11 protein-coding genes are annotated in these 12,387 nt (G+C 58.8%); 4 read left to right on the top strand and 7 right to left on the bottom strand.

Going from position 1 to position 12,387, the window contains the following annotated elements; all coding sequences use genetic code 11:
* Positions 1-64 precede the first annotated feature (64 nt).
* Positions 65-826, top strand: coding sequence for an ion channel (locus tag ACR3EM_RS07105; protein WP_480471903.1), 762 nt, complete (start codon positions 65-67; stop codon positions 824-826).
* On the opposite strand, the gene cobS is transcribed toward ACR3EM_RS07105, so the two are convergent.
* The gene (gene cobS, locus ACR3EM_RS07100; RefSeq protein WP_480470097.1) at positions 823-1,587 is read right to left on the bottom strand and encodes an adenosylcobinamide-GDP ribazoletransferase; all 765 of its coding nucleotides are present in this window, start codon (positions 1,585-1,587) and stop codon (positions 823-825) included. The two genes, ACR3EM_RS07105 and cobS, sit on opposite strands and share 4 nt — an antisense overlap.
* Positions 1,588-1,666: 79 nt before the next feature.
* Between cobS and cobT the strand changes: the two genes are divergently transcribed.
* Positions 1,667-2,677: a nicotinate-nucleotide--dimethylbenzimidazole phosphoribosyltransferase gene (cobT, locus tag ACR3EM_RS07095; RefSeq protein ID WP_480470096.1), complete on the top strand. Its 1,011-nt coding sequence runs from the start codon at positions 1,667-1,669 to the stop codon at positions 2,675-2,677.
* A 24-nt stretch (positions 2,678-2,701) separates the two neighbouring features.
* Here the strand turns inward: cobT and ACR3EM_RS07090 are convergent, their stop codons facing one another.
* Both ACR3EM_RS07090 and ACR3EM_RS07085 read right to left on the bottom strand, forming a co-directional pair.
* Positions 2,702-4,585 carry a monovalent cation:proton antiporter-2 (CPA2) family protein gene (locus ACR3EM_RS07090; RefSeq protein ID WP_480470095.1) on the bottom strand — a complete coding sequence of 628 codons (1,884 nt, stop codon included), beginning with the start codon at positions 4,583-4,585 and terminating at the stop codon, positions 2,702-2,704.
* 20 nt (positions 4,586-4,605) lie between these two features.
* A complete protein-coding gene (locus ACR3EM_RS07085; protein WP_480470094.1) occupies positions 4,606-5,109 on the bottom strand; it encodes an Lrp/AsnC family transcriptional regulator in 504 nt (167 codons plus the stop codon).
* A gap of 99 nt (positions 5,110-5,208) precedes the next feature.
* On the opposite strand from ACR3EM_RS07085, the gene hppD reads away from it, so the two are divergent.
* Positions 5,209-6,306 carry a 4-hydroxyphenylpyruvate dioxygenase gene (hppD, locus tag ACR3EM_RS07080; protein ID WP_480470093.1) on the top strand — a complete coding sequence of 366 codons (1,098 nt, stop codon included), beginning with the start codon at positions 5,209-5,211 and terminating at the stop codon, positions 6,304-6,306.
* 63 nt (positions 6,307-6,369) lie between these two features.
* Here hppD and ACR3EM_RS07075 read toward each other — a convergent pair whose 3' ends face one another.
* Complete coding sequence (locus ACR3EM_RS07075; RefSeq protein ID WP_480470092.1) at positions 6,370-8,421, bottom strand: hypothetical protein; 2,052 nt, start codon at positions 8,419-8,421, stop codon at positions 6,370-6,372.
* Between the two features lie 164 nt (positions 8,422-8,585).
* Here ACR3EM_RS07075 and ACR3EM_RS07070 point away from each other — a divergent pair, with 164 nt between their 5' ends.
* Positions 8,586-9,281, top strand: coding sequence for an SIMPL domain-containing protein (locus ACR3EM_RS07070; protein ID WP_480470091.1), 696 nt, complete (start codon positions 8,586-8,588; stop codon positions 9,279-9,281).
* A gap of 2 nt (positions 9,282-9,283) precedes the next feature.
* Here ACR3EM_RS07070 and ACR3EM_RS07065 read toward each other — a convergent pair whose 3' ends face one another.
* The 3 genes from ACR3EM_RS07065 to ACR3EM_RS07055 form a co-directional block, all read right to left on the bottom strand.
* Positions 9,284-9,988, bottom strand: coding sequence for a GNAT family N-acetyltransferase (locus tag ACR3EM_RS07065; protein WP_480470090.1), 705 nt, complete (start codon positions 9,986-9,988; stop codon positions 9,284-9,286).
* 4 nt (positions 9,989-9,992) lie between these two features.
* On the bottom strand, positions 9,993-11,285 hold the full coding sequence (locus ACR3EM_RS07060; protein WP_480470089.1) for an O-acetylhomoserine aminocarboxypropyltransferase/cysteine synthase family protein: 1,293 nt from the start codon (positions 11,283-11,285) through the stop codon (positions 9,993-9,995).
* Between the two features lie 72 nt (positions 11,286-11,357).
* Positions 11,358-12,353 carry a hypothetical protein gene (locus ACR3EM_RS07055; protein WP_480470088.1) on the bottom strand — a complete coding sequence of 332 codons (996 nt, stop codon included), beginning with the start codon at positions 12,351-12,353 and terminating at the stop codon, positions 11,358-11,360.
* Positions 12,354-12,387: the final 34 nt, after the last annotated feature.

The raw sequence follows: 12,387 nt of genomic DNA, 5'->3' as shown, positions 1-12,387 counted from the left end.
GGCGCTTGGTGCAGAGACGCTTGTCGGGTATTTTTCTGTAACTGCGGGAAGATACGGGGACATGATGAAGCAGACGGTGAAGTTCCTCTACATCAGCCATGAGCCAGTCTCGATCTGGTTTCGCTATGGCCTCATCCTGTTCGACATCGCCTCAATCATCTTTTTTGTCGCCACCGCGAACATCCCGCACGGACCGGGGCTTACGGTCGCAAGCCTCGGAGTGGGGCTGATTATCCTGCTGGATTTCTCTGCGCGTATGTGGATCGCCAAAGATCGTTGGAAACTGCTGCGTCAGGTTTATACGCTCGCTGATATCGTGGTGATCGCTTCGCTGTTGCTTGACCCATTCCTAACCGGAAATCTGGCGTTCCTGCGGATCTTGCGGGCATTGCGGCTGATACATTCCTATCATCTGCTGCGGGACCTGCGCCGGGACAGTCCGTTTTTCAGGACCCACGAAGATGCCGTGATCGCGGCGATCAATCTGATGGTCTTTGTGTTTGCGACCTCGACTGCCGTACTGGTCTTCTTTGTCCCAGAGGACGCGCAGACCCCCTATATTGACGCGCTTTATTTCACCATGGCAACGCTGACGACGACCGGTTTCGGGGATATCACGCTTGGCACACCTGCGGGGAAGCTGTTTTCGGTTTTCATCATGGTCGTTGGCGTGGCGCTGTTCGTTCGTCTGGCGCAGGCGATCTTCATGCCGCAGAAGGTACGCTACAAATGCCCAAGCTGTGGTCTGTTCCGGCACGATCCGGATGCCGTGCATTGCAAACACTGTGGCGCGACGTTGCGCATCGAAACCGGGGGCGCATCTTAAAGCGATGCGGTCAGCGCCAAAAGGAATGCGATCTCCGAAATCTGCTGAGTGGCACCCAGAATATCGCCCGTCTGGCCGCCAATCTTGATCTTTGCGAGGCGCGCGACAAAAGCCGTTGCGAGCAGTGCGCAGAGCATTGGCGCGATGGCTGATCCGCCCAACAGCAGTAATGACAGGACGATGGCCAGTCCGATGCCAGTCAGAGCCGCAGTAGCAGGGGGCGCACCAACCGAATGGCTCAGCCCGGATTTGCGAGCGTTCGGCAGCGCGCGCATCAGCGCAGGCATCATGGCGCGAGAGAAAATGCACGCGGCAAGCACGCCCGTCAGCAAACCCGCGCCAATCAAGGCCATGATGGCAGCAACTCGAAGCATCTGCGCGAGCAGCAAAGCCAGCACGCCGTAGGTGCCGATATGGCTGTCTTTCATGATCTCCAAACGACGCTCGGATGTGAAACCGCCCCAGAGCCCGTCGGCGGTGTCGGCCAACCCGTCTTCATGCATTGCTCCGGTCACGATGATCAGCGTGGCCACCAGCAAAGCGGCGGTTGCGAAGGTGGGCAACTGCGCCCAGATCGCGATCCAGGCGACGCCGCAGGCCAGCGCCCCGACAACAACCCCCGCCAGCGGATAAGCCCATGCAGCGCGCGACTGGCGGGCAAATGCCTCGTCAGGCAGGCGCGGCAGGGGCAGGCGGGTCAGCAGGACCAGAGCGAGCGGGATATCCCACGCAGAAAACGGGGCGGTGTCGTTTTTGGTCACTCCCAGGCCTTTCAGGGTCTTGTTGCTTTGCCAGCATTGGTTAAACACACACAACCACTCTGATGCAACGAGGCTTTCAATGCTGCCCGAACTCAATGATCTAAACAGTTTCCGCAATGCGCTGGCTGGCGCGCCCGGCGTGGACGCATCTGCCGTACAAGGAGCGGAAGCGCGTAATGGCCAGTTGACCAAACCACCCGGCGCATTGGGCCGGCTTGAGGATTTGGCGATCTGGTATGCGGGTTGGCGCGGGGATGCGCGGCCTCAGATCACCGCGCCTCAGGTCATTGTGTTTGCGGGTAACCACGGTGTCACGGCGCAGGGCGTTTCGGCCTTCCCACCCGAGGTGACGGTGCAGATGGTCATGAATTTCGAACATGGCGGGGCGGCGATCAACCAACTGGCCAAGGCCGCTGGCGCGAAGATGGACGTGCATGCGCTGGAGCTGGAACGTCCCACGGCAGATTTCACGCAAGCGCCAGCGATGAGCGAAGAGGAACTGCTGAACGCCCTGCGCACGGGTTGGCAGGCGGTTGATCCGCAGGCTGATCTGCTTGTGGTCGGAGAGATGGGGATCGGAAACACCACCCCTGCCGCGGCCATTGCCTGTGCGCTGTTCGGAGGGGATGCTGCCGACTGGACCGGACGCGGGACCGGTGTGGATGATGCAGGTCTGGCAAACAAAACCCGCATTGTCGCAGAAGGCATCGCGCTGCACGGTCAGGGCGACGGTCTGCATATCCTTCGATGCCTCGGTGGGCGAGAGATTGCGGCCATGGCCGGGGCGATTGCCGCCGCGCGAGTATTGCGCATTCCAGTCATTCTGGACGGGTTTATCTGCACTGCCGCGGCTGCCTGCTTGGCGCAGATATCAGAGACGGTGCTCGATCACACCGTGGCGGGTCACCAAAGTGCCGAAGGTGCGCATGCGGCGATGCTGGATAAGCTTGGCAAGGAACCCTTACTGAGCCTCGGTCTGCGCTTGGGCGAAGGCTCAGGCGGGGCACTGGCGATCAACATTCTCAAAAGCGCGGTGGCCTGCCATTCCGGCATGGCCACCTTTGCTGAAGCAGGCGTCTCAGACAGCTGATTTAACGGCCTGATCCGGTAAAGGTCAGGCCGATTTCTTGGCGTGTTCCTCGGCGAGCTCCAGCAGGGCAGTCTCCAAATCCTTTTCGAGCTCTTGCGCGCGTTCGATATACTTCTTGTTCTCGGCAGTCGGCATGCCGGGTATCCACAGTTCCGCCAGTTGGCGGACTGATGTTCGGTCATGGTGATAAAAGGTCTGTTCTGCCTGCGCAGCTTCGTATTCGCTGAGCCCGATATTTTCCAGAACATAGCGGCCTGCGCGCAGAGATCCGTCGAACATCTCGCGCACGATATCGTTGGCTCCGGCCTGATAGAGTTCGTAGACATGAGTGCGGTCGCGCGCGCGCGCGATAATATGCAGGTCGGGCCGTTGACGGCGAGCGTAGCTGACCAGCCGGGTCACTTGTTTGTAGTCATCCATCGCGGCCACCAGCACGGCGGCCTTTTCGATACCAGCGGCGCGTAGCAATTCGGGGCGCGTAGGATCGCCCAGAAAGCCTTTGACCCCAAAACGGCGCATCAGTTGAATGGTTTCGATGTCATGGTCCAACACCACCGTCTTGAACCCGCTGGCCTGTACCAACCGGTTGACGATCTGCCCAAAGCGACCGATCCCGGCGATGATGACGGGCCCTTTTTCATCGATCTGATCGGGTTCGACTTGTGGCTTGCTCTCACCCATATAGCGTGAAAGCAGGTCGTAGATGATGAACAGCAGCGGCGTGATCAGCATGGTCAGCGCGATGATCATCAGCAGCTTTTGCGACAGGCCAGGCGGGATCACATTCTGCTGCGTCGAGAATGCCAGTAGCACAAAACCAAACTCACCGGCTTGTGCCAGCCCAAGTGTGAACAGCCAGTGATCGCGCCCACGCAGCTTGAACGCGCGCCCGACGATAAACAGGATGATCCCCTTGGCGAGAATGACAAGCAGGGCGAGCCCAATCAGATCAAACGGATCGGCAAAGAAATATCCCACATCGATTCCCGCACCCACGGTGATAAAGAACAGGCCCAGCAGCAGTCCCTTGAATGGCTCAAGGTCGCTCTCCATTTCGTGCCGGAATTCAGAACTGGCCAATACGACACCGGCCAGAAATGCGCCCAGAGCCGGCGAGAGCCCCACGAGCGTCATCAGAAACGAGATACCGACCACGATCATCAACGCCAGTGCGGTATACATTTCGCGCAAACGGGTGGCGTGAATGAACCGGAACAGAGGGCGGGTCAGGTAGATGCCAGCCAGAACAACAAAGGCGACCGCTCCGATCGTGACCAGTGTCACGGCCCAGCCGGGCAGCCCTTCGACCAGTGACAAAGAAGCATGATACTCCCCGTTCTTTGCCGATTCTATGCCGCGGTTGATCGAGCCGTCGTCTTCAATCTGGATACTTGCGGGCAAAGCCAGTAGCGGCAGGAAGGCCAGTATCGGGATCACCGCGATGTCTTGTGTCAGCAGAACCGAGAAGGTCGCGCGCCCGCCATTTGTTTGCATCAGGCCCTTTTCGGACAGGGTCTGCAGTACAATCGCCGTTGATGACAGAGACAGAGTTAACCCAACCGCCAGCGCAACCGACCATTGGTGACCCGCATAGAAGGCCACAGCCGCAATGGCGGCGGTTGAAAGGGCGACCTGCAACCCGCCAAGGCCCAACAACTTGTCCCGCATATCCCACAGGGCGCGGGGCTCAAGTTCCAATCCGATCAGGAACAACATCATCACGACGCCGAATTCGGCCACATGCTGCAGGCTTTCTGTTTCCGCACCGACGAGACCCAGAATTGGACCAATGGCGATGCCTGCGGCCAGATACCCCAGGACCGATCCCAGCCCAAGACGGGCAGATAGTGGAACCGCGATTACCGCAGCTGCCAGATAGATCGATGCCTGATAAAGGAATTCGTTCATTAATGCTCTCTCTTGTGCGCTCAGGTCGGGAGTGGCGCGTCGCGTTTTAATTGGTCCATAACGATCTGGCTTTGCACCCGTGCAACAGCAGGATGCGGCAGGATCACTTCGTGAAGCAAGCTGTTGAGTGCTGATAAGTCGTCACAATAGACGTGAAGCAGGTAATCTGCCTCTCCGGTCATGGTCCAAGCACTGCAGATCTCGGGGCGCGTATTGACCATACGGGCGAAGCTTGCGGATTGTTCGGGGCCGTGTGTGCCCAGATGCACCTGAATGAACCCTTGCACCTGCAGCCCCAGCTTCAGTGGGTCCAGTCGGGCGGTGTATCCGGTGATGTAACCTTCGGCCTCAAGCCGTTGTCGGCGGCGGCCCGCCTGACTGGCAGACAGATTCAACACGTCGCCCAGTTGTTGCGAAGTCAGATGCGCGTCGCGCTGCAATGCCGCGAGTATTCCGATATCAATCCGATCAAGCACGTGCGGCGTTTCCTCAAGATTCGTCGATAAGATGCGGGGAATACGCATATGAACTAAGTTTATACGAAAATAATGCGCAGAAACAGCGCTCAATAAGGCGTATTTTTGAATCAGCAAAGAAATTCCTGTTTTCCAAGGAGACGCGCCATGGGTCCTTTCCCGCATAACGCCCCGAAATCTGTCATCAGTGATGAAAACCCTGCAGGGACCGACGGATTCGAATTCGTCGAGTTTGCCCATCCCGAACCGCAAGAACTGCGTGACCTGTTTGCGCGCATGGGTTTCGAATATGTCGGCTATAATCGCAACACGCCTAAAGTAGAGCTTTGGCAGCAGGGCGACGTGACCTACATCCTGAACGCAGACCCCGACAGCTTTGCCGCCAAGTTCGTGGCCGAACACGGCCCCTGCGCCCCGTCGATGGGCTGGCGCGTCGTGGATGCTCAGCAAGCCTATGAGCACGCAGTTTCCAAGGGGGCCGAGCCCTACGACGCTGCCGACAAGACCATGGATGTTCCAGCGATCAAAGGCATCGGCGGCTCACTGATCTATTTCATCGATCAGTACCATGACACCTCGCCCTATAACGAAGAGTTCGAGTGGCTGAAGCAATCCAAACCGCGGGGTGACGGGTTCTATTACCTCGATCACCTGACCCATAACGTCTTCAAGGGCAACATGGACAAGTGGTTCAAGTTCTACGGCGACCTGTTTAACTTCCGCGAAATCCGGTTTTTCGATATTCAGGGCAAGTTCACTGGTCTCTTTAGCCGGGCGCTGACCTCGCCCTGCGGTCGTATTCGTATTCCGATCAATGAAGATCGCGGTGAGACCGGGCAGATCGTGTCCTATCTGAAGAAGTACAAAGGCGAAGGTATCCAGCATATCGCGGTTGGCAGCGACGACATCTACAGCTCGACCGATGCGATTGCCGAGAAGGGCCTGACGTTCATGCCCGGCCCGAATGAGACATATTATGATATGTCCTATGACCGCGTGACCGGCCATGACGAGCCGAAGGACCGTATGATGAAGCACGGCATCCTGATCGACGGCGAAGGCGTCGTGGATGGTGGTGAAACAAAGATTCTGCTGCAGATCTTCTCGAAAACTGTAATCGGCCCGATCTTTTTCGAGTTCATTCAGCGCAAAGGCGATGATGGGTTTGGTGAGGGCAATTTCAAAGCCCTGTTCGAATCCATCGAGCGCGAGCAGATTGAATCGGGTGAAATCTCGGCAGCCTGATCGCAAATACATCGGATCGATGACAGAGCGCCGTTTGATGCGGCGCTCTTTTTCGTTCGACTATCAGCTACGCGGCATTTTGAGCGTGACGTTCTTGCCGCGTTTCTGATAGCGCAACTCGCTATCGCCAATGGCAATGACATTGCCGCCGTCGATACGGTCGCCCACCTTCAGTTTTTTGTAACGCCCGCTGGGCAGGCGGACCAATGCGCGGCGGTTCGCCGGGGTACCGTAGACGCCGATCAGGTTGAGCTTGCGCAGGTTTATGGCGTTGTCGATGGTTGCCTGTCGCGCGACCGATGCGCTTGACGGGATTTTGGGGTTCACCGCCTTGGGCTGGAACGATCCGGCCTCATCGGAATTGCTGGCCACGTTGGCTGTCGACGCAAGCGGGGCAGTGCCGCCAGTGCTTGGTTGTGACGTCGCGCGCGGTGCGAGGCCGGCTGGCCGGATCTTCGGGCGCGGCACCCGCACAACCGCCAGCGCCGTTGGCGTTTCATCGACTACCGGTTTGACCTGCAGCGACTCGGGCCGCAGCTTGGGGCGAACCGAGGCAAGCTCTTGCAGGGATCGACCACCCAACTGCTGGCGCTCGAACTGGTCCACTAGGTTTTCCGGACGCGGGCGCGGGCGGAACGCTGCGAGCCGTTCGTCAATCTCTTCAATAACGGCTGGTTCTGTCTCAAACCGGGTTGGTGCTTCGGGCGGAACAGAAGACGGTCGCCCAAGATAGACCATTACCCCGGCGGGGTTCAGCGTGCCGTCAGAGCTTGGCGTCACGAGGCCACGCTCATCAAGTTCGAACCGTTGCCCAGCCTGACCGGGCAAGGTGATCTGGTCGACTGGCGCATCCGTATCCAGGCTGGCAAGCGAGGGGAGGGCGACGATATCGGTCGACAGGTCCGAGCGGTCGACCGAAGTCAGATAAAGATCATCGACGTTCTGTTCAGGCGCCGAGTCGAGTTCTGAGGGCTCAACCGGAGCAGTGCCCGTGAACGCATGAAATTCGGTTGTGTCATCCAGCTGCTTCGCGATGTCTTCGACCGGTTCCGGTTCAACACTCAGCGCTTCTAAGATGGCCGCATCCGTTGCCGAGAGGGCCGGTTCCTCCTCGGTCGCGGGATCTTGTGTCTCAGGTTCCGGCGTCAGGCTTGCGGTCTCGGGGTCCTGGGTTTGCGACTCAGGTGCCTCGGGCTGAGGCTCTGTCATCGCAACTTCTGGTTCCGGCTGCAGCTCCGGGTCCAGATTCAGCGGTTCGGCTACCTCGATGGCTTCGGGTTCAGAGCTGTTGAAGGACCAGACGCCCAGCAGCATCCCGACCAAAACCGACGCGGCAATAGCGGGAAGGACAAAGCGTTTTAGATCAGTCCCGGACTTTGCTGCGGTGGGCAGGGTGAGAGAGGTAGGCTCGAAGGCAGGCGCTTTGGCTTCATCAGCTATTGCATGCACCGGGATATCCGGTGTCTTGTCTGGCTCTGGCTCTGGCTCTGGCTCTGGCTCTGGCTCTGGCTCTGGCTCTGGCTCTGGCTCTGGCTCTGGCTCTGGCTCTGGCTCCAGTTTCAGCTCTGGCTGGGGGTCTGGGGTCGGAGGCGAGACCTCTGGCGTTGAGGCAGCAGGTGCGGCCTCGACCGTTTCATTCTTGGTGACCGGCAATTCGAAAAACGGCTCGTCCAGCGTATCTTTGCCCGTTGCGCTGACCCAGATTGCCTCGGGGATGAATCCGTGATCAGTCGCAAATGCGCTGGCCTCGTTCAGCGTCTGTTGCGCTATGGCGGCAACACGCGTCAAAGGGCCGTCGACATCGGTGACATAGGCCAGTTCCGACAGTTCATAGGGCGTCGCCGAGGCGAGCGTGCCTTCGACCTTCTGCGCCGCTGCGTCACTGTCCAGACCATCGGTTTCAACCGTCAACAGCCGCACCTGGTCCGAAGGGATAATCAGCTTGCAACTCAGATCGTTTTCCAGCGCGAATCCCTGATCTCGCAGAGCTTGAATCTGATCCTGCAGATCCGGAGCATCCAACGGAACGGTCCCGATGCAATACCAGTCGCCATCCGACTGGTGATGCAGGGAAATACCGTTTTCAGAAAATGACAGCGCAAAGGCGGGTTTCATAATCCGGATGAACCATAATTGTCAGCTTTAATGCAAACGCTTGGATGTTTGCCGTCCGAGATTAGAGCAGGAACCCGCCGAGGGAAAGAAAAAGGCGCGTTACCCTCTTGCCGTGTGCCGCGTGTGATACCCATCTTGTAGGCAAGTCACTAGGAGGGATCACCTTGAAGACACTTGCTTTTCTGGCTGCGATGACCGCAGCGGTCGCGGCCATGCCCGCCTATGCGGAAGAACGCCGAATCTCGGTCAGCGGTACCGGAACCACTCTCGCCGCGCCTGATATGGCAACCATCACGCTGGGGGTGACAAATCAAGATGAGCAGGCCTCGGCTGCGATGCAGGCGACATCGGATGCGGTGGCACAGATTCTCAAGAGGTTGGATGAAATGGGGTTGGAGGCGCGTGACGTGCAGACCCGCGACCTGTCGCTGTCTCCTGTCTGGTCGGGGCGGAACAGTTCCAGCAATGCACCACCCAAGATCACCGGGTTTACGGCCTCGAACCGGGTGTCGGTCCGAGTGCGCGATCTGGATAAGCTAGGTCAGATCATGGACGCGGTCATCAAGGATGGTGCCAATGATTTCGGTGGTCTGAGCTTTGGCGTTCAGGACCCCAAACCACTTGAGGCCGAGGCGCGGGCCAAAGCGGTCGCGGATGCAACAGCCAAGGCGCAGCAACTGGCGCAAGCGGCAGGCATTACGCTGGGCCCAGTGATTTCGATCAACGATCACGGTGGCGGCGTGCGCCCGGTCGCTCAGATGCGTGAAATGGCGATGTCCGATTCCGCAGGGGTTCCGGTTGCGGGCGGCGAGATTTCAGTCTCGGTCAACATCTCGATGGACTTCGAGATATCCGAGTAATCTCAGGCGCGGGCTTGCAGCGGTTGGCGTTGCTGGCCCACCTCATCGAAATTTTCAGGTGATAGCCAAGTCTGAAAGGCCTGCTTGATGCGGGGCCACTCGCTGTCGATGATCGAGTACCAGGCGGTGTCACGGTTGCGGCCCTTGTAATGGGTTGCCTGCCGGAAGATGCCCTCGAAGGTAAAGCCCAACCGCTCGGCAGCCTGACGTGACGGCGCATTCAAAGCGTCGCATTTCCATTCATAGCGGCGATAGCCCAATTCATCGAAAACGCGCTGCATCATCAGGAACAAGACTTCAGTCGATTGCGGTTTGCGCTGCAACAGTGGTGAGAAGTGGATGTGACCGACTTCAATTGCACCGGCCGCGGGTTCGACGCGTAGATATGACGCCATCCCAACAGGTGTTTCGTCTACATCCAGCACCGTGTGGAACATCGGATCGGCATCCATGCAGTTGGAATGCGCCCAGTCGATGAACTCCGCCTCGGCGCTAAACGGACCGTAGGGCAGATAGGTCCAGTTGCGGCCATCCGCATCATTGGCAAACGCCCGGTAAAGCCCGGGCGCGTGTCTGTTTACATCCAACGGCACGACCGAGCAGAACCGGCCAACCATCGGCGTATAAGGCGGGGTGGGGCGCGGGTATTCGCCCTCTACCGGCAAACCGATGGGTTGGCCCAGATCGTTGGTGTCGTGCCCGGCCATCGGATCAGGCGCTCGCTTTGGCGAGAGCTTGGTCGAGATCGGCGATCAGATCGTCCGCATCCTCAATCCCGATCGAGACACGTACAACGCCCGGTCCGGCGCCCGCGGCCTCTTGCTGCTCGGGCGTCAGTTGGCGGTGCGTGGTCGAGGCCGAGTGGATGATCAACGACCGCGCGTCACCCAGGTTGGCCACGTGGCTGAAGATCTCAAGCGCGTTGACCAGTTTGACGCAGGCGTCATAGCCGCCTTTGACCGCGAAAGTGAACAAAGCACCCGCGCCGCGCGGGTAATGCGCCTTGACCCGATCATGATAGGGCGACGAGGGCAGGCCAGCATAGGTTACGTAGTCCACGCGGTCGTCAGCCTCCAGCCAAGCTGCGATCTTCTGGGCGTTCTCGACATGGCGTTCCATCCGCAGGGACAAGGTCTCGATCCCCATCAGCGTGTAGTGCGCCGCCTGTGGGTTCATCGTCATGCCCAGATCGCGCAGGCCAATGGCAATGCCGTGGAAAGTGAAGGCCAGCGGGCCGAATGTCTCGTGGAATTTCAGCCCGTGATAGGCAGGCTCGGGCTCGCTGAGCGAGGGGAATTTGTCATTCGCCGACCAGTCGAATTTGCCTGAATCCACGATACAGCCGCCGGTGACGGTGCCGTTGCCGGTCAGGTACTTGGTGGTCGAATGCACGACCAGAGTGGCACCATGTTCGATCGGGCGGCACAGGTATGGCGTGGCCGAGGTGTTGTCGACGATCAGGGGAATGCCCGCAGCATCCGCCACATCCGCCAGCGCGCGGATATCGGTGACATAACCGCCGGGGTTGGCAACAGACTCGCAGAACACCGCGCGGGTGTTTTCATCGATGGCGTCTTTCACGGCGTCCAGATCATCGGTTTCGACAAACTTGGCCGACCAGCCAAAGCGCTTGATCGTCTGGCTGAACTGCGTGACCGTGCCACCATAAAGGCGCGTCGAGGCCACCACGTTACAGCCGGGCCCCATCAGCGGGAACAGCGCCATGATCTGCGCCGCGTGACCTGACGAGCAACAAACCGCGCCGACGCCACCTTCAAGGGTCGCGACACGTTCTTGCAGCACTGCGACGGTCGGGTTGGTCAGACGGGAATAGATGAAACCTACTTCCTGCAGGTTGAACAAAGCTGCGGCGTGCTCGGCGTCGCGGAACACATAAGCCGTAGTTTGATAGATCGGCGTCTGACGCGCGCCCGTGGCAGGGTCGGGGCGGGCCCCGGCGTGAATTTGCAGCGTGTCAAAACCGTAGGTCGGGCCGTCGGACATCGAATAAATCTCCTGTTGGAATGTTTGTTGATGAATCTCTAAGACATTGACCCGTCACGCACAACGCTTGCGTCACCGCAGCCAAAGCCCCTTGGATTTGATTGTCTTGCGTATGACCTGTTCGCGCGCTGGCAGGTTGTCCTGGTCGAACAAGGCCCGGATCTTCGTACCCTTGCGCTGGATCACCAGCTTCTTCAGCGGGTCATATCCTTTGAGCACCTTCTTGATCTTGTTCGGGGCCACAACGGTTTCCAACACCTCGATCACATGATCGCTTTCGCGGGCGTAGAGCATCGGAAACAGGCGATAATGACAACTGATCGATCCGTCCAGCAGACCCTCGGGCAATGCATCCCGACCACCGCCGAACGAGTGGATGACCAGCGGCAAAACAACCTGATCAAGCCAAGGATCCAGAACCTGTCCTGTCAGCTCGGGGATTTCCTCGTCCCGGATGGTGCGGGCGTAGTCGAGAAAGCGCTCACCAAACAGGCGGGGGCATTTGTAAAAGAAGTATCCGGCGTTGAAATACAGATAGTGCCGCCAATATCCCGACGGTTGGCTGGGATCGAGAGAGCTTTCGAAATCCAGCCCGAACCGGTCATATAACGCTCGCCAGATACCTTCATAGCCGGGACCATAGAGCGTCGGTTTGGGCCACGAACCTTCGACTCTAAGCGAGGCACCGGGTCGGTCGAAATCAAATGGAACATCGGCAAGCTCGCCGGTGATCAGCGTGTCGCTGTCAAAGAAGACGAATGGCTCGCCCTCGGGCATTGCCAGCAGGGCTTCGATCTTGTTGCCGTGGGGATAGCTTGCGCCGAAAGTATGGGAATCGAAGGGCAGGATCTCAGTACCCAGATGCTGCAGCGCTTCCAGCACCTCGATGTCCTGTATGCTCGGGTTCTGGGGCCAGCGCGGGCCGGGCTGTGGTACGCCCACAAACAACCGACCCTTGAAGCCTGGGGAACTGTGGCGCAATGATGCGGCAAACAGCAACGCCTCATATTGCAGCCGGTTGTTTTGCCCGATGATGAGGATGTTGAATGTCGCCGGGCTTGCCTGCATCTTGTCGCTCTCTGATCGGGCCGGAATTCGGCAT

Source organism: Ruegeria sp. AH3 (assembly GCF_056536265.1).
The sequence above is the reverse complement of the archived record's forward strand: the minus strand, read 5'-3'. Positions and strand labels throughout refer to the sequence as shown.